At 72.4% G+C, this 17,606-nt stretch carries 9 protein-coding genes; 3 read left to right on the forward strand and 6 right to left on the reverse strand.

Annotated elements, in window-relative coordinates:
- Positions 1-83 precede the first annotated feature (83 nt).
- From LAJ50_RS16875 to LAJ50_RS16890, 4 genes are all read right to left on the reverse strand, one after another.
- A complete protein-coding gene (locus tag LAJ50_RS16875) occupies positions 84-5,630 on the reverse strand; it encodes an ESPR-type extended signal peptide-containing protein (protein ID WP_138654710.1) in 5,547 nt (1,848 codons plus the stop codon).
- Positions 5,631-6,025: 395 nt separating this feature from the next.
- Positions 6,026-10,075 (reverse strand): phosphoribosylformylglycinamidine synthase, encoded by a 4,050-nt coding sequence (gene purL, locus LAJ50_RS16880; RefSeq protein ID WP_138654712.1) that lies wholly within the window; start codon positions 10,073-10,075, stop codon positions 6,026-6,028.
- Positions 10,076-10,265: 190 nt separating this feature from the next.
- The gene (locus LAJ50_RS16885; protein ID WP_130550242.1) at positions 10,266-11,090 is read right to left on the reverse strand and encodes a thioredoxin fold domain-containing protein; all 825 of its coding nucleotides are present in this window, start codon (positions 11,088-11,090) and stop codon (positions 10,266-10,268) included.
- Between the two features lie 369 nt (positions 11,091-11,459).
- Entirely contained in the window at positions 11,460-12,527 is a 1,068-nt protein-coding gene (locus tag LAJ50_RS16890) for a site-specific tyrosine recombinase XerD (RefSeq protein WP_138654714.1), read from the reverse strand.
- A 95-nt stretch (positions 12,528-12,622) separates the two neighbouring features.
- Between LAJ50_RS16890 and LAJ50_RS16895 the strand changes: the two genes are divergently transcribed.
- Entirely contained in the window at positions 12,623-13,114 is a 492-nt protein-coding gene (locus LAJ50_RS16895) for an RDD family protein (protein WP_138654716.1), read from the forward strand.
- 48 nt (positions 13,115-13,162) lie between these two features.
- On the opposite strand, the gene lptG is transcribed toward LAJ50_RS16895, so the two are convergent.
- Both lptG and lptF read right to left on the reverse strand, forming a co-directional pair.
- Entirely contained in the window at positions 13,163-14,266 is a 1,104-nt protein-coding gene (lptG, locus tag LAJ50_RS16900; RefSeq protein WP_130550245.1) for an LPS export ABC transporter permease LptG, read from the reverse strand.
- On the reverse strand, positions 14,263-15,345 hold the full coding sequence (gene lptF / locus LAJ50_RS16905) for an LPS export ABC transporter permease LptF (RefSeq protein WP_130550246.1): 1,083 nt from the start codon (positions 15,343-15,345) through the stop codon (positions 14,263-14,265). The genes lptG and lptF overlap by 4 nt, the downstream gene beginning before the upstream one ends.
- Positions 15,346-15,486: 141 nt before the next feature.
- Here lptF and LAJ50_RS16910 point away from each other — a divergent pair, with 141 nt between their 5' ends.
- Together LAJ50_RS16910 and LAJ50_RS16915 are read left to right on the forward strand one after the other, a co-directional pair.
- A complete protein-coding gene (locus LAJ50_RS16910; RefSeq protein ID WP_138654718.1) occupies positions 15,487-16,980 on the forward strand; it encodes a leucyl aminopeptidase in 1,494 nt (497 codons plus the stop codon).
- Positions 16,981-17,097: 117 nt separating this feature from the next.
- Positions 17,098-17,520: a DNA polymerase III subunit chi gene (locus tag LAJ50_RS16915; protein WP_130523125.1), complete on the forward strand. Its 423-nt coding sequence runs from the start codon at positions 17,098-17,100 to the stop codon at positions 17,518-17,520.
- Positions 17,521-17,606: the final 86 nt, after the last annotated feature.

Here is a 17,606-nt window from a genome sequence, read left to right on the forward strand (position 1 = left end):
CGCATCTGCGCCGCGCCGGCGGCGGCCGGGCGGCGTTCCATCCCTGCACGAGCCGGCGCGACGGCGGCGGCCCGTGTGTCGCCTTACCAGCCGAAGCCGGCGCCCACGCCCACCGAGCGTTCGTCGCCGCTGAAGGCGCCGCCGACGGTGATCGTGGCCCGCTCGCTGAGCGCGCGCTGGTAGCCCACCGACAGCGCGTTCTCGCCGCCCTGGAAGCCCACGCCCACGCCCACGCGGTTCTCGGTGTGGATGCCGGCGGCACTGGTGGCCATGTTGAGCATCGCCGCGTTCATCGCCCCCTGGCGGTCGATACGGCGGTCCTGCTCGGCGAAGCGGCGGTCCACGCCCTGCTTGTAGCCGTCCAGGTCCTGGTTCCAGGCGTTGAACTTGGCGTCGGTATAGCTGTTGGCGCTGCTCAGCGTCTGCGTGGCGGTGTTGTCGGTATAGGCCTTGGCGGTGGCCACCGACTGCGCGTCGCCGGCCTGCACCTGGCCGACGTTGGCCGCATCGCTGGCTTGCGTGCCGGCGGCCACGTTGGTGACCTGGCGCTGGTTGCCGGCACTGCCCACCGAGACGGTGTTGGCGCGGTCGTTGGTCGATCCCTGACCCAGCGCCACGGCGTTCTCCGCGCTCACGCTGCTGCCCTGGCCCACGGCCGTGCCGCTGGCCGCGGTGACCGAGGTGCCTTCGCCCACCGCGACCGCGTTGGTCGCCTCGGCGGCGATGGTGGCATTGGCGCCGACCGCGGTGCTGCCGTCGGCGTTGACCCGGGCGTTGCTGCCGATGGCCGTGTCGCCAGGGCCGGCGGCATAGGCGGCGCCGCCGATCGCGGTGCCGCTGTCGGCGTTGGCCTGGGCCGCGTTGCCGAGCGTGGTGGATGCCGGCGTGGTCGCCGCGGCGGTCGCGGTGGTGGCGACCGGCGTGGCGCTGTCGCTCGCCGCGGTGCGCAGCGTCTCGGTGGACGCTTCTTCCGTTGTCTGCTCGACGCTGGCCGGGGCGGCGGCGCTGAGCGTCCTGCGCGAGGCGGTGGCGACCTTGCTGGCGCTGGCCGTGCCGCTGCGCGCGTCGAGCTCGGTCACCTTCGAATCCAGCGCGGCCAGCGCATCGCCCACGCTGTTGTAGCCATCGCCCTGGACGATGAAGGTCGGCGTGGTCAGCCCGCCGAGCGGGCCGACCGAGGCGCCGCCACCGAGGTAGCGCGCATAGGCCTGCAGCGACTGGTAGAGCTGGCCGCCGGTGACCGCCTCGGTGCTGCCTTCTGCCAGCAGGCCCTGGCTGAGGTTGACGATGCGGCGCGTGGCCGGGCCGCCGCGGCCGTTGCCGCTGCCCAGCGACACGGTGTCGGCCTCGTAGGTGCGCGAGCCCGCGCCCAGCGCCACCGAGTTGGCGCCGGTCGCGCCGGCGTTGGCACCCAGCGCCACGCCGTTGCTCGCGCTCTGGCGCACGAAGGCGTTGTAGCCCACGGTCACGCCGTTGGCGCCCAGCGTGCTGGACTGCAGGCCGACCGAAGTGGCGTTGACCGCGCTGGCCTTGCTCGCCGCGCCCACCGCGATGGCACCGGCACCGCTGGCCGCGCTGCCCGCGCCCAGCGCCACGCTGCGATTGCCAGCGGCGCTCGCCCCCGACCCGGCCGCGGTGGCATCGCTGCCGCCGGCGCTGGCCAGGCCCTTGCCGGAGAACTGGAAGCCCGCGCTGGTGCCCTCGGCCGAGGCCGCCACCGCGTCGAGCTGGGACTTGTTCACCGCATCGGTGTCCTCGGTGCCCGCGGCGACGTTGGTGATCTGGCGCTCGGTGCCGGCATCGCCGACCGAGACCGTGTTGTTGCGCGTGGCCTTGGAGTTGGCGCCCAACGCCACGCTGTTGTCGCCGAACGCGGTGGCGTAGTAACCGATCGCCGTGCTCGCCTCGCCGCTGGCCCAGGTCTCGGCGCCCAGCGCGGTGGACAGCGCCGAAGGCGCATAGGCGAAGTAACCCACCGCGGTGCTCTCCAGCCCGTCGGCCTCGCTGAGCACGCCGCTGGCCAGGCTGTAGTCGCCCGCGGCGATCGCGCCGGCGCCGAAGGCGCTGGACGATTCACCGCTGGCCTGGGTCGAGACGAACAGGCCCAGCCCCGGAATCAGATCGGCCACGCCGCCAACCGCGGTCGAACTGGTGCCCACCGCCGCACTCGAGGTGCCCACCGCGGTGGTGTAGTCGCCGATCGCATTGGCCACCGCGCCCACCGCCGTGGCCTGCGCGCCGGCCGCGTAGGCGCCCACGCCGTTGGCGGTGGCGGCGAAGCCGGAGGCATCGGCGCTGGCGCCCAGCGCGGTGCCGCCCACGCTGGCGCTGGTCGCGCCGGTGCTGACCGGCGCGCCGTCGACGGTGATCAGCGGATCGCCGTTCTCGTCCACCGCCACGCCGCCCACGGCCACGCTCGCAGGTCCGGTGGCCTGCGCGTTGTTGCCGAAGGCCGCCGCGTTCTGGCCCGCGGCCACCGCGTTGAAGCCCACCGCCGTGGCGTTCTGCGCGCTGGCATTGGCGCCCGAACCGAAGGCCGAGGCGCCGTTGCCGATCGCATTGCTCGCCTCGCCCGCGGCCACCGCGTTGTCGCCTTCCACATAGGCACCGGCATCGCTGTCGGCGCTGCCGCTGGCCTGGAAGTACTTGCTGGTGGTCTGCGCGGTGGCGGCGACCTGGTCCAGCTGCGCCTTGTTCACCGCATCGGTGGCTTCGGTGCCCGCCGCGACGTTGGTGACCTGGCGCTCGGCACCGGCATCGCCGACCGAGACGCTGTTGTCGCGCGCGGCCACCGCGCCGGCGCCCAGCGCCACGGCGTTGTTGCCGGTGGCCTCGCTGCCGGCGCCGAGTGCGATGGCGCTCTCGTTGTCGGCCAGCGCATTGGTGCCGATGGCGATGCTGTTGATCGTGTTGCCCAGCGCCTGGTAGCCCAGGCCGATGCTGTAGTCGCCGTAGCCGAACGCGCCGCGCCCGATCGCGGTGGCGCTGGCGCCCGGGGCCCAGCTGTTGAAGCCGATCGAGGTCGCGCCGCTGCCGCTGGCCCAGGCGCCGGTGCCGAACGCCGAGGTGTTGAGCCCGGTCGCCCACGCGCCCTGGCCGAAGGCCGAGGCGCCTTCTGCCGTGGCCCAGGCATAGGCGCCGACCGCGGTGGCGTAGTCCTGGCTGGCCCAGGCACTGTCGCCGAAGGCCACCGCATAGCCGCCGACCGCGCGCGCCTTGTAGCCGCCGGCGGTGCTGTGTTCGCCCAGCGCCTGCGCGCCGTAGCCGAACGCCGAGGACACCGTGCCGGTGGCCTGCGCGCCGGCGCCGACGGCGGTGGCGTCCTGGGTGGCGTTGGCGCCGACCAGCACAGGCTTGCCGTCGGCGTCCTCGATCGGGCTGTTGTACTGATCGAAGGCCTGGCCCATGCCGCCGACCGCGACGCTGCCCTCGCCCACCGCCGCGCTGTTGTGGCCGATGGCCGTGGCCTGGTTGCCCGCCGCGCCGGCGCCCGCGCCGTAGGCCGACGCGCCGGTGCCCAGCGCGTTGGCGGCCTCGCCCGCGGCGACCGCATCGTCGCCGTCTACGTAGGCGCCGGCATCGCTACCGGTGCTGCCGCTGGCCTGGAAGTACTTGCTGGTTGTGTTGGCGGTGGTGGCGACTTCGTCCAGCTGCGCCTTGTTGACCGCATCGGTGGCTTCGGTGCCGGCCGCCACGTTGACGACCTGACGCTCGGCGCCGGCGTCGCCGACCGAGACCGTGCCGGCGCGCGAGGCCACCGAATCGGCGCCCAGCGCCACGCTGTTCTCCGCCTCGGCGAAGGCGTTGGCGCCGATCGCCGCGCTGCTGGCGCCATCGGCATAGCTGTTGTGCCCCAGCGCGGTGCTGTATTCCCCGGTGGCCCAGGCGCCGTTGCCGAACGCGGCGCTGCCGGTGCCGCTGGCGCGGGTGCTGATCAGGCCGAAGAAGGTGCTGCCACCGACCGCGGTCGCCTCCTCGCCGAGGGCCTGGCTGCTCTCGCCCACCGCGGTGGAACTGCCACCCTGCGCGGCGGCGCCTGCGCCCAGCGCGGTCGCGTTGACGCCGACGGCATCGGCGCCATAGCCGAAGGCGGAGGCGAAGTCCCCGCCTGCGCTCGAGAAGCCGCCGTTGGCCGTGGCGGCCAGCCCGGCCGCGCTGCTGCTGAAACCGCTCGCCGTGGCCTGCAGACCGGCGGCCGTGGCGGCGGCACCGGTGGCGGTGCTGAACGCGCCGCTGGCCTGCGCACCGGCGCCCAGCGCGCTGGCGCCCACCGCGCTGGCGCTGGTGGTCTGATCGAGCAGCACCTCGCCGGTGTCAGGATCGGCATAGGTCAGCGTGCCGCCGACCGCGGTGGCCGAATCGGCGGTGGCCGTGGCGTTGAAGCCGCTGGCCGTCGCGTTGACGCCGGCCGCGTTGGCACCGCCGCCGATCGCCGACGCGCCGTTGCCGATCGCATTGGCGGCCTCGCCCGCGGCCACGGCGTTGTCGCCTTCGACGTAGGCACCGGCGTCGCTGTCGGCGCTGCCGCTGGCCTGGAAGAACTTGCTGGTCGTGTTGGCGGTGGCGGCGACTTCGTCCAGCTGCGCCTTGTTGACCGCGTCGGTGGCGTCGGTGCCGGCGGCGACGTTGACCACCTGGCGCTCGGCACCGGCATCGCCCACCGACACGGTGTTCTCGCGCTGCGCCACCGAGCCGGCGCCCAGCGCCACGCTGTTGCCGGCGGCGCTGTGCGCGCCGAAGCCGAGCGCGGTGCTGTCGCCGGCTTCCGCCCACGCGCCCGCGCCCAGCGCGCTGGCGCCTTGCGCATCGGCCGAGCTCAGATACCCCAGCGCGGTGCCGTAGTCGCCGTTGGCCCAGGCGCCGTTGCCGAACGCCGCACCGCCTTCGCCCAGCGCCTGCGTCTGGTAGATCCCGCCCAGCGCCGAACCGCCCACGGCGGTGCTCTCCTCACCGCCGGCGATGGAGAACTCGCCCACCGCGGTGGCGCTGGTGCCGCTGGCCTGCGCCGCCACGCCCACGCTGGTGGCGTAGTCGCCGGTGGCGATGGATTCGGCGCCGAGTGCGGTCGCACCGGTGCCGGTGGCGGCGGACAGGAAACCGGCGGCGGTCGATTCGAGGCCACTGGCCAGGCTCTCCGCGCCGTGCGCGGTGGCGCCATCGGCGGTGGCCGCGCTGTAGTAGCCGCTGGCGGTGGACTCCACGCCGGAGGCCTCGCTCAGCGCCCCCAGGGCCACGCCGCCATCGCCGCTGGCGAGCGCGGCCGCGCCGTTGGCGGTCGATTGCGCGCCGCTGGCCTCGCTCTGGAAGCCCACCGCGGTGGACGCATCGCCCGAGGCATCGGCGCCGCAGCCGATGGCGATGCCGTTCTGGCCGTCGGCGCGGGCCACGCGCGTGGCGCCATCGGCGCAGTCGGCCGTCTGCGGCGAGATGGCGGTGCTGGCCGTGCCGGAGGCCACGCCACCGCCCACCGCTTGCGCCAGCGCACTGTGCGCGGCGAACACCGCCACCGCGGCGACCGCGGCCCGCAGCATGCGCGCGCCCTTGCCCTTGCCGTGGCGCGAGGCCAGTTCCGAGGCCACCACGACCTGCCCGCGACGGGCATCCCACAGCTTGCAGAAGATGCGATTCATGCGTTCCTTTCCTTGGCGTTAGGTTGTTGCGGGCAAGAGTTCCCCGTCGGCGCGCGAAGGGCTTCGCGCACACGGTCACAGCGGTAACGGGTCTCTCTCTCGTTGAACGGCGACGGTCCGCCTTGCGGGGGATTTAATGACGGACCGAACGCATGGACTTGCGTCATGCGTCTGGATCGATAGTCCGCGAGTCAATTTCTTGACGTCAAGTGCCGTTCATGGATTGCAACGCCATGCGAAGAAGGCGCAAAACAAGTCATTTCAACGACTTCATGCCGAGATGGCCTGCGCAAATTCCGACAACGAATATCGCGTAACGGAACAGGAATCACACAAAGCACGACGCCCATCGCGAGCGATGGGCGTCGATGTGTGCGGCGCAGTGTCGCGAGGCTTCAGCCGCACCACACCCGCGCATTGCGGAACATGCGCAGCCACGGCGCGTCGTCCGCCCAGCCGGCCGGCGACCAGCTCAGGTTGACCGTACGCGGCGTGCGTTCCGGATGCGGCATCAGGATGGTGGCGCGACCATCGCTGCTGGTCAGGCCGGTGATGCCCTCGGGCGAGCCGTTGGGATTGGTCGGATAGCGCGTGGCCACCTGGCCATCGCCATCGACATAGCGCAGCGATACGCGCGCGGCGGCCAGGTCCACCGCCGACTCGAACTCGGCACGGCCCTCGCCATGGGCCACGGCCACCGGAATGCGCGAACCGGCCATGCCACGGAAGAACACCGACGGCGATTCCACCACCTCCAGCAGCGCGGTGCGGGCCTCGAACTGCTCGCTGCGGTTGCGCAGGAACCGCGGCCAGTGCTCGGCGCCGGGGATGATGTCCTTGAGCTGGCTCAGCATCTGGCAGCCGTTGCACACGCCCAGCGAGAAGGTCTCCGGGCGCGCGAAGAACGCGGCGAACTGCGCGCGCAATGCCGGACGTTCCAGGATCGAGGTCGCCCAGCCGCGGCCGGCGCCGAGCACGTCGCCGTAGCTGAAGCCACCGCACGCGGCCAGGCCGGTGAAGCGCTCCAGCGACACGCGCCCCTCGATCAGATCGCTCATGTGCACGTCGAACGCCTCGAAGCCGGCACGTTCGAAGGCGTTGGCCATCTCGATCTGGCCGTTGACGCCCTGTTCGCGCAGGATCGCGACCTTCGGCCGCGCCCCGGTCGCGATGAACGGCGCGGCCACGTCCTCGGCCGGATCGAACACCAGCTTTGGCTTCAGGCCCGGCTCGGCGAAGGTGCGCGCGGTGTGGCGCTCCTCGTCCGCGCTCTCCGGGTTGTCGCGCAGGCGCTGCATGGCGTGGGTCACCGACCACCACGCGTCGAACAGTTCCTCCCAGCGCCACTCGGCCAGCGGCTGGCCGGCCTGGGTGACGCGCACGCTCGGCGCGGTGGTGGGCCTGGCGATGCGCTGGGCGCATTCGGTCAGCGCATGACGCTCGACCAGGTCGGCGAAGGCGGCACGGTCTTCGGCGGCGATCTGCACGATGGCGCCGAGTTCCTCGTTGAACAGTGCGCGAAAGGCGTCCTCGCCCCAGGCATCCAGGGCGATGTCCACGCCCAGATGCGCGGCGAAGGCCATCTCGCACAGCGCGGCGAAGGCACCGCCGTCGCTGCGGTCGTGATAGGCCAGCAGCAGCCCGGCCGTACGCGCCTCGCGCACCATCTCGAAGAAGTTGCGCAGCAGCTCGGGGTTGTCCAGGTCCGGCACATCGCCGCCGAAGGCGGGTAGCGCCTCGTCGCCGGCGAACACCTGCGCCAGCACCGAACCGCCCAGGCGCTGCTTGCCGCCGCCCAGCCCGATCAGCCACAGCTCGGTGTCCGGCGCGCGCGACAGCAGCGGGGTGAGCTGCGTGCGCGCATCGTCGACCGGCGCGAAGGCGGAGATGACCAGGGAAACGGGCGAAACGCTTTTCAGCGTTTGGCCGGGAATGGGGAATGGAGAATGGGGAGTGGGCGAAGCAGAAGCGTCGGCAACCGCGGCGACCGCCGCTTCCCGATTCCCGACTCCCGATTCCCCATTCCCAGCCGTCCACACCGCCTGCATCGACAGTGAATCCTTGCCCACCGGGATGCTCAGGCCCAGCTGCGGACACAGCTCCATGCCCACCGCGCGCACGGCGTCGAACAGCAGCGCGTCCTCGCCGGCGTGGTTGGCCGCGGCCATCCAGTTGGCCGACAGCTTGACGTGTTCCAGCGCCGGCACCGGCGCGGCGCACAGGTTGGTGATCGCCTCGCCCACGGCCATGCGCGCCGAGGCGGCGGCATCCAGCAGCGCCAGGGGCGCGCGCTCGCCGATGGACATCGCCTCGCCGGCGAAGGTGTCGAAGCCGGCCAGCGTGATCGCGCAGTCGGCCAGCGGCAGCTGCCAGGGGCCGATCATCTGCTCGCGCGCGGTCAGGCCGCCGACGCTGCGATCGCCGATGGTCACCAGGAAGCTCTTGGACGCCACCGACGGATGCGCCAGCACGCGCAGCCCCGCCTCGCGCAGCTCCAGCCCCTCGGTCTTCAGCTCGGGCCAGCGCGCCGGCGCCGGATGCGCCGTCTCGCGATGCATCTTCGGCGCTTTGCCGAAGAGCACGTCCATTGGCAGATCGATGGGGTGCGGGGATTGGGGATTGGGGATTGGAGATTGGTCAGAAGCGGAGGCGGCGGGCTTGCCGATCCCCAATCCCGAATCCCGAATCCCGGCGCCGAGGACGCCATATCCCACAACGAGCCGCTCCTCCGCGGTCGCCACACCGACCGCGGCAAAAGGACAGCGCTCGCGCTCGCAGATCGCGGCGAACTCGGCCAGGCGCGCCTGCGGCACGCCCAGCACGTAGCGCTCCTGCGATTCGTTGCACCACAGCTCCAGCGGCGAGAGCGAGGGGTCGTCGCTGGGCACCTTGTCCAGGTCGATGATGCCGCCCACGCCCGAGTCGTGCAGCAGTTCGGGGATGGCGTTGGACAGGCCGCCGGCGCCGACGTCGTGGAACCAGCGGATCGGATTGTCCGCGCCCAGCGCCACGCAGCGGTCGATCACTTCCTGGCAGCGGCGCTCCATCTCCGGGTTGTCGCGCTGCACGCTGGCGAAATCCAGGTCCTCGGCGCTGTCGCCGGAGGCGACCGAACTGGCCGCGCCGCCGCCCAGGCCGATCAGCATCGCCGGGCCACCGAGCACGATCACCGCATCGCCCGGCTGCAGGGTCTTCTTCTCGACCTGGCAGCGGTCGATCGCGCCCAGGCCGCCGGCGAGCATGATCGGCTTGTCGTAGGCGCGGGTCAGGCCTTCGCCCTCGGGCAGCTCGAAGCTGCGGAAATAGCCCAGCAGGTTGGGCCGGCCGAACTCGTTGTTGAACGCCGCCCCGCCCAGCGGGCCGTCGAGCATGATCTCCAGCGCCGGGGCCATGCGCGGGTTGAGCGCGCGCGGCGCCTCCCACGGCTGCGGCAGCGTCGGGATGCGCAGGTGCGAGACGCTGAAGCCGGTCAGGCCGGCCTTGGGCTTGCCGCCGCGCCCGGTCGCGCCCTCGTCGCGGATCTCGCCGCCGGCGCCGGTCGAGGCGCCGGGGAACGGTGCGATCGCGGTGGGATGGTTGTGGGTCTCGACCTTGATCTGGAACGCGCTGGGCAGCACCGCCTCGCTGCGGTAGCGGCCGGTGGCCGGATCGGGCCGGTAGCGCGCCGCCGGCAGGCCCTCGACCACCGCGGCGTTGTCGCTGTAGGCCGACAGCGTGTACTGCGGGGTCTGCTGGTGGGTGTGCTTGATCATCTTGAACAGCGAGCGCTCCTGGGCGCGGCCGTCGATGGTCCAGCTGGCGTTGAAGATCTTGTGCCGGCAGTGCTCGGAATTGGCCTGCGCGAACATCATCAGTTCGACGTCGGACGGGTCGCGCCCCAGCGCCGCGTAGCGCGCGCGCAGGTAGTCGATCTCGTCCTGGGCCAGGGCCAGCCCGAGGCGCGCGTTGGCCGCTTCCAGGCCGTCCAGCGGCACCCGCGCCAGCTCACCGCGCGGCGGCGCCTCGAACAGCGCGCCGGCCTGTTCGACGCCGGCCAGCAGCGACTGGGTCATCGGGTCGTGCAGCAGCTTGTCCAGCGCCGCGCGGGCGGCCGCATCGTCCGGCCAGCCGGCCAGGTCCACGCGCGTGCCGCGCTCGACCCGGTGCACGGCGATGCCGGCGCCGCGCAGCAGTTCGGTGGCCTTGCTCGACCAGGGCGAGCGCGTGCCCAGGCGCGGCACGACCAGGCGGCTGGTGGCCCCGTCCTCGCGCGCGGCTGGCGTGTCGCCGGCCTGCAGGATGCGGCGCAGCGCCTCCAGGTCCGGCGCGGTGCCGGGCTGCGGATCGATGAAGTAGACCTGCCAGGTGCCCAGGAGGCGGACCTGGGGGGCGACGGACTGCAGGCGGGATTCGAGCCGCGCGCGGCGGAACTGCGACAAGGCCGGCTGGCCTTCGAGGACGATCATGTCCGGGAACCGTGGGAGCCGTGGAGCGGGGCCGCCCATTGTACCGGCGGGAGGCACCGCCATGGCGGCGAGGGGCTTTCCCGGCAGTGCCCCAGCGCCCAATCGAGCGCGGGAGCCGCCATGGCGGCGATAGGGCTTTACCGGTAGAGCCCCATCGCCGCGATGGCGGCTCCCACGTTTCAGACCGCTGTTACGGCATGCCGGCGCTCTTGGCCTTGGCCGCGTCGGCGGCCGCCAGCTTGTCCAGCGCCGCGCGCATCTCCGCCGGCGGCAGGTAGCCCCCGATCTGGTTGCCGTCCGGGGCGAACACGGCCGGGGTGCCGTTGACCCCCAGGCGCTGGCCGACGTTGTATTCCATGGTCACCGGGTTGGTGCAGTCGCGCGCGGCGACCTGGCCGCTGGCCTTGGCCTCGGTCAGGGCCTTGCGGCGATCGGCCGCGCACCAGACCGAGATCATGTCCTTGTGGTCCTGGCTGCCCAGGCCCATGCGCGGCCAGGCCAGGTACTCCACCGCGATGCCCTGCTTGTTGTAGTCGGCGATCTGGCTGTGCAGCTTGCGGCAGTAGCCGCATTCGATGTCGGTGAACACGCTGACGGTGTACTTGGGATTGGCCGGCGCGAACACGATGCGATCGGCCTGCTTGACCGACTTGAGCAGGTTCTGGCGATACTGGGCCAGCGCGTCGCTGCCCTGCATCAGGTCCTTGCGCTGGGCCACGTCGATCACGTTGCCCTGCACCAGGTACTTGCCGTCGTCGCTGACGTAGACCAGCTGGCCGGCGGCGATCACCTCGCGGAAGCCCGGCAGCGGGGCCTTGCCGACATAGTCCACGTCGACCTGCGGATTGAGCTGCTTGAGCGCGGCGCGCACCCGGGCTTCGACCGGGTCGTTGCTGGCCGGCGCGGCCGCGGCGGGCTTGGCGGGCTTGGCGGTGTCGGCGGCGGACTGCGGCGGCTTGGCGCAGGCGGTCAGGCTCAGGCCGGTCAGCAGGACGAGGGGGACAAGACGGCGCATCGGGGGACTTCCTGGTTCGGGGCCGGCGGCCGCGGGCGGCGCTCGGCGCGGGGCCCCGCCAGGCGGGGCATCGGACCCCGGATTCTCGCACAGGCCGGCTGAAGGGCCCGGGCAGCGGCGCTCCACCCCAGGAGCGGCATGCGCAGCTCTACGCTGTGGGAGCGCCTATCCGGCCGCGGGGAGCCGGCAGGCCCCTGCCCGGCTCGGTGGGACCCGCCATGGCGGCGAGGGGCTTCACCGGGAAGGCCTCATCGCCGCCATGGCGGCTCCCACAGAACCGCCCTCGTGGCGCCGGCTGATTCCATGCGGCCCTCCATGGCGAGTCGGGCCGCGCGACGACGCCCCGGACCGGCCATCCCGGCCGGGTGTTCACCCCCTCGGGTGGTGCTTCGCGTGCAGCTGCTGCAGGTGCTGGCGGGCGACCAGGGTGTAGATCTGGGTGGTGGACAACGAACTGTGGCCCAGCATCAGCTGCAGCGAGCGCAGGTCGGCGCCGCGGTTGAGCAGGTGGGTGGCGAAGCTGTGGCGCAGGCCGTGCGGGCTGACCCTGGCGGCGTCGATCCCAGCCACGGCCGCGTAGCGCTTCACCAGGCCCCAGAACGCCTGCCGGCTCAGCGGCTCGCCGGCCGCGTCGATGAACAGCGGCGTGCGCCCGTCGCCCCGCGCCGCGCCGCGCTTGCCTGCCAGCTGTGCGCGCGCGCCGTCGAGATAGCGCTGCAGCCAGTGCTGGGATTCCTCGCCCAGCGGCACCATCCGCTCCTTGCTGCCCTTGCCCAGCACGCGCAGCGCGCCCTGGCGCAGGTTGACGCCGGCGTCGGCCAGGCCGACCAGTTCGCTCACGCGAAGGCCGCAGGCGTACATCAGCTCCAGCATCGCGCGATCGCGCAGGCCCAGCGGGGTGTCCACGTCCGGTGCGGCCAGCAGCGCGTCGATCTGGCTCTCCGACAGCGCCTTGGGCAGCGCGCGCGGCAGCTTGGGCGGGTCGAGCAGCGCGGTCGGGTCATCCGCGCGTTCGCCGCGGCGCACCAGCTGGCCGTAGAACGCCCGCAGGCACGAGAGCAGGCGCGCATTGCTGCGGGGCGAATAGCCCTGGCGCGTGCGCCAGGCCAGGTAGTCGAAGATCAGGGCACGATCGGCGCTCGCCAGCACGTTGTCCGTGCCGGCCCTCCCTGGCGCAACGGCGCCGGCTTGCGGAGCGTCCGCCCCGGCCATCCCTGGCTGGGCGCTCGCCGGCGCGCGGGCCAGTGGCGCGCCAGCGCGCCAGCCCGCCCAGCGGGCGAAGCCCTGCAGGTCGCGCCGGTAGCTGTCGAGCGTGGCCCGGGCCAGTCCGCCCTCGGCCCAGATGGCGTCGAGGAAACGGTCGATCTGGCGCTGGTCGGCCTCGCCGCAGGGCGGCAGTTCGGCGACCTGCTGGCGGCGTTCGGCGGGCGTACTCATGCCCGCAAGGGTAGCGCCTGCCATCGCGGCGGCGGGCCCGGCGGCAGAGGGCATGGCGGTGCGCGCCGGCCCGGGCGCGCTCTATGCTGGCGGCCATGTCCGCCGAACCCGACGCCGCCCCGCTCGCCCTGCCCGCGCCCCGCCGTGCCGACGTCGGCCGGCGGCTGCTGGCCCTGTTCTACGACGCGTGGCCGGCGCTGGCGCTGTGGTTCGCGGTGGCCGCGGCCTTCACCGCCGGCTACACCTACCTGGGCCACCACGCCGCGCGCCAGAACATCGCCCCCTTCAGCGCGCTGCAATGGCTGTTGTGGCTGTGCTGCTGGCTGGTGACCGGGCTGTACGCCACGCTGAGCTGGCGTCGCGGGGGCCAGACCCTGGGCATGCGGCCATGGAAGATCGCGGTGACCGGCGTGTCCGCCGCGCGCCCGACCTGGGGCGCGCTGTGGCTGCGCTACTGCGTGGGCACGCTGTCGCTGCTGTGCGCCGGCCTGGGCTTCTGGTGGGCCTGGATCGATCGCGAGCGCCTGACCTGGCACGACCGGGCCAGCGGCACGCGCGTGGTGAGGCGAGGAGCGGGGAGTGAGTGATCGGCGGGAAGAAACGCGCGGCGCGAGGCTTCCGCTCACGCCCGATTCTCAGCTGCTGCGCCGCCTGAACAGCCAGTACGAGATCACCAGCATCAGCACCGGCGTGGCGGTATAGGCCAGGCGGTAATCCAGGCGCAGCGCGGTGCCCATGCGCCCGAACAACAGCTGCAGCAGCCAGAACGCCAGCGCGAACATGATGCCCAGGAACAGGCGCTTGCCCATGCCGCCGCTGCGCAGGCTGCCGAAGGCGAACGGGATCGCCGCCAGGCACAGCGCCAGCACGTTGATCGGATAGAACCAGCGGCCCCAGTAGACCTCTTCGTAATCGCGCGCATCCAGGCTGTTGCGGGTGCGGTAGTCGATGCTGCGCGACAGGTCGGCGGCGGACATGTAGCGCGGCTGCCCCAGCGTGGCCGCCAGCGCGGCCGGATCGAGCTTGGAGGGCCAGTTCTCCTGCGGCAGCTTGTCCTGCTGCACCGAGCGCGCGCCCAGAGTGGTGCGGGTGACGTCCCTGAGCAGCCAGCTGTCGGTGACGTGGATCGCGTTGGCCGCGTGGGTGATCGAGGCCAGGCGGCCGTCGGGATCGAGCTGGTACAGGCGCACGTCCTGCAGCTGCAGCTGCGAGTTGCCGTCGGCGCCTGACACCAGGTCGCCGCTGCGCGCGCTGAGGAAGGTGTCGCCCTCACGCGCCCACAGCCCGGCGTACATGCCACGCGCCACATTGCCGAACTTGGCCGCCGCCTTGAGGTTGTCGGCCTGGGTCTGGCCCCAGGCGCCGGCGGTCTCCATGCATACCACCATGCCGCCGGTGAGGATTGCCAGGGTCACCGCCACCGACAGGCTCAGCCGGCGCCGCGACAGGCCCAGCGCGCGCAGCGCGGTCAACTCGGAACTGGCGGCCAGCTGGCCCAGGCCCATCAGCGCCCCGATCACCGCGGCGGTCGGGAACAGGGTGTAGGCCCGGCGCGGCACCGTGTACAGGGTGAAGGCGATCGCATGGGCGAAGGTGAAGTTGCCGCGCCCGACATCGCGCAGCTGGCCGGAGATGCCGTTGGTCACGTCCAGGCCGAGCAGCACCGCCCAGACCAGCAGCACGGTGCCCAGCACCACCTTGCCCACGTAGAGATCATGGATGCGCGGGGCGAACCTCATGCGCGCGCTCCCTTCGGGCGGGAAAGCCGGCCGTCACGCAGGTAGGCCCAGACGCCCAGCGCCAGCAGCGGCAGGCTCAGCCACCACAGTCCGAGCGCGCCGGGCAGCTTGCCGGTGGCCAGCCACTGGCTGCCGTTGATCATCATCAGGAACGCCACCAGGTAGCCGAGGAAGCCCAGCATCACCCGTCCGTAGCGCGACTGGCGCGGCGCGCTGCGCGCCAGCGGCAGGGTCAGCAGGGCGAAGGCCAGGCACAGCAGCGGCGGGGTGATGCGGCTCTGCAGCTGGGCGTTGGCCTCGGGGCGCGCGTCGCCGAGCAGCTGGCCGGTGGTCAGCAGTTCGGGATCGTCCTGGGCCTTCTTGTCGCTGCCGTCGGGCAGGGCGACCTCGTTGCTGGCATAGCGCATCAGGCGGTAGTCCTTGCCCTCGCCCGCCGGGCCTTCCACCCGGTAGCCGTCCTCCAGCTTCAGGAAGCGCGAGGTCTCGCCCTCGAAATACATCCGCCCGGACTTGGCGGTGACCACGTCCAGCCGGTCGCCCTTCTGGCGCTGCATGAACACCTTGGCCAGGCGCGTGCCGTCGCTGGACATGCCGTTGACGTAGACCACCCCGCCGTCGCTGAGCACGGTGAACTGGCCCGGCTCCAGCCCGGCCAGGATCAGCGAGCGGTTGGCGTTGTCGATCATCGCCTGGCTGGTGCGCAGGGACAGGGGGCCGGCCCACAGCGAGACCGCCGCCACGATCGCCACGATCGGCACCACCAGCAGCAGCAGCGGGCGCAGCAGGCGCCGCGGGCCCACCCCGATCGAGGTCAGCACCGCCATTTCCGAGTCGCGGTACAGGCGGGCGATGGCCAGCATCAGGCCCAGCATCAGCGCCAGGGACAGGATCAGCGGCAGGAACTGCACCGTGGCCAGCCCCAGCTGGGACAGCAGCAGGCCGGCCGGCAGCTTGCCGTTGGCCACATCGCCCAGCACGTCGACCAGCAGCCCGCCCATGCTCACGATCAGCAGCACCATCAGCGCGGCCAGGAAGCTCTGGGTGAACTCGGAGAACAGGTAGCGGTCCAGCTTCGGCATCGGATGGGGTTGCCTTACAATTGCAGGTTCGAATGCCGGTGCGCGCACGCGCGGACCGAGTCGGCGCCGGGGCATCCAGCATCGCGGCGGCCGGCGATTGTACGTAACTGCTGGTGAAACCGACTCGACGGAAATTGCGCAATGGCCCTGGAATTCACCCTGAACCACGACACCCCCACCACCGCCGCCGTGGATTGCGTGGTCGTGGGCGTGTATGCGGACAAGACCCTGAGCCCGTCCGCGGCCGCCATTGACGCCGCCAGCCAGGGTCGCCTGGCCGCGCTGGCCCAGCGCGGCGACGCCCCGGGCCGCAGCGGCAAGATCACCGCGCTCTACGACCTGCCCGGCGTGAAGGCCCCGCGCGTGCTGCTGGTCGGCCTGGGCGAGCCGGCCAAGTTCAACGTGCCGACCTACCTCAAGGCGCTGACCGAGGCCGCCCGCGCGCTCAAGGACGGCGCGGCCGTCTCCGCGCTGGTGACCCTGACCGAGCTGGAGGTCCCGGGGCGCGACGCCGCCTGGGCGATCCGCCAGGCCGTGGCCGCCACCGAGCACGCGACCTACCGCTACACCGCCACCCTGGGCAAGAAGAAGCCGGACCCGCAGGCGCTGGCCCAGGTCGCCTTCCTCGGCAGCGACGACACCGCGCTGGCCCAGGGCATCGCCATCGCCAACGGCGTGAAGTTCACCCGCGAGCTGGGCAACCTGCCGCCGAACGTCTGCACCCCGGCCTACCTGGCCCAGCAGGCGCAGGACTTCGCCGCCGGGCACGCGGGCGCCGAGGCCGAGATCCTCGACGATGCCGCCATGGAGGCCCTGGGCATGGGCTCGCTGCTGGCCGTGGCCCGCGGCTCGGCCAACCGCCCGCGCCTGATCGTGCTCAAGTGGAACGGCGCGGCCGATGCGTCGGCCAAGCCCTACGTGCTGGTCGGCAAGGGCATCACCTTCGACACCGGCGGCGTCAACCTGAAGACCCAGGGCGGCATCGAAGAGATGAAGTACGACATGTGCGGCGGCGCCACGGTGCTGGGCACGTTCGTGGCGGCGGTCGGCCTGAAGCTGCCGCTGAACCTGGTGGTGGTGGTGCCGGCGGTGGAGAACGCGATCGACGGCAACGCCTATCGCCCCTCGGACGTCATCACCTCCATGTCCGGCCGCACCATCGAGGTCGGCAACACCGACGCGGAAGGCCGCCTGATCCTGTGCGACGCGCTGACCTATGCCGAGCGCTTCAAGCCCGAGGCCCTGGTCGACGTGGCCACGCTCACCGGCGCCTGCATGGTCGCGCTGGGCCGCCATGCCGCCGGCCTGATGAGCAAGCACGACGACCTGAGCGAGGAACTGCTCAGCGCCGGTGAGCACGTCTACGACCGCGCCTGGCGCCTGCCGCTGTGGGACGAGTACCAGTCCCAGCTGGAGTCCACCTTCGCCGACGTCTACAACATCGGCGGCCGCTGGGGCGGCGCGATCACCGCCGGCTGCTTCCTGGCGCGCTTCACCGAAGGCCAGCGCTGGGCGCACCTGGACATCGCCGGCGTGGCCAACGACGAGGGCAAGCGCGGCATGGCCACCGGCCGCCCGGTGAACCTGCTGGCGCAGTGGCTGCTGGACCGCGCCTCGGGCACGGCCGGGAACTGAGAAACGGGGATTGGGAATGGTGAGACGCCCGAGTCCCGATCCCTCCACGGCGCGCGGCCACCTTGCCGCGCACCGCTCCTTCGATTCCCGCCTCCCCACTGCCCATTCCCAGCCCCCATGCGCGCCGACTTCTACCTGATCGCCAAGCCGCGCTTCCTCGAGGCGCCGCTGAACCTGGTCTGCGAACTGGCCAAGCGCGCCTACGCCTCCAACCAGCCCACGCTGATCCTGGCGCGCGACGCGGCCCAGGCCGAGGAGCTGGACGAGCTGCTGTGGGCCTTCGAGGACGATGCCTACGTACCGCACCAGATCGCCGGCACCGACGAGGACGACGACATCACCCCGGTGCTGATCGCCGCGCCGGAGCTGGACGCCGCGCCGCGCCCGCTGGTGATCAACCTGCGCGATGCCGCCTACGCCGGCGCCTGCGAGCGCGTGCTGGAGGTCGTCCCGGCCGACCCGGCCGCGCGCGAGCCGCTGCGCGAACGCTGGCGCCAGTACCAGGCGCGCGGGTTCGCGCTCAACAAGCACGATATGTGATGAAGCCGGCAACCGGGATGGAGCACCGGGATTCTTGATCCCGCTTCACCGGCCGCGGCGGACGCCGCCCCCGCGCCTTGTCGATT

Source organism: Pseudoxanthomonas sp. X-1 (assembly GCF_020042665.1).
Taxonomy (GTDB): Bacteria; Pseudomonadota; Gammaproteobacteria; order Xanthomonadales; family Xanthomonadaceae; genus Pseudoxanthomonas_A; species Pseudoxanthomonas_A spadix_A.

Excerpts from the sequence above, each read along its gene's own strand:
- LAJ50_RS16895 (WP_138654716.1), top strand. The coding sequence starts at position 12,623 with ATGTCCGCCGAACCCGACGCCGCCCCGCTCGCCCTGCCCGCGCCCCGC.
- lptG (WP_130550245.1), bottom strand. The coding sequence starts at position 14,266 with ATGAGGTTCGCCCCGCGCATCCATGATCTCTACGTGGGCAAGGTGGTG.
- LAJ50_RS16875 (WP_138654710.1), bottom strand. The coding sequence starts at position 5,630 with ATGAATCGCATCTTCTGCAAGCTGTGGGATGCCCGTCGCGGGCAGGTC.
- LAJ50_RS16910 (WP_138654718.1), top strand. The coding sequence starts at position 15,487 with ATGGCCCTGGAATTCACCCTGAACCACGACACCCCCACCACCGCCGCC.
- lptF (WP_130550246.1), bottom strand. The coding sequence starts at position 15,345 with ATGCCGAAGCTGGACCGCTACCTGTTCTCCGAGTTCACCCAGAGCTTC.
- purL (WP_138654712.1), bottom strand. The coding sequence starts at position 10,075 with ATGATCGTCCTCGAAGGCCAGCCGGCCTTGTCGCAGTTCCGCCGCGCG.
- LAJ50_RS16890 (WP_138654714.1), bottom strand. The coding sequence starts at position 12,527 with ATGAGTACGCCCGCCGAACGCCGCCAGCAGGTCGCCGAACTGCCGCCC.
- LAJ50_RS16915 (WP_130523125.1), top strand. The coding sequence starts at position 17,098 with ATGCGCGCCGACTTCTACCTGATCGCCAAGCCGCGCTTCCTCGAGGCG.
- LAJ50_RS16885 (WP_130550242.1), bottom strand. The coding sequence starts at position 11,090 with ATGCGCCGTCTTGTCCCCCTCGTCCTGCTGACCGGCCTGAGCCTGACC.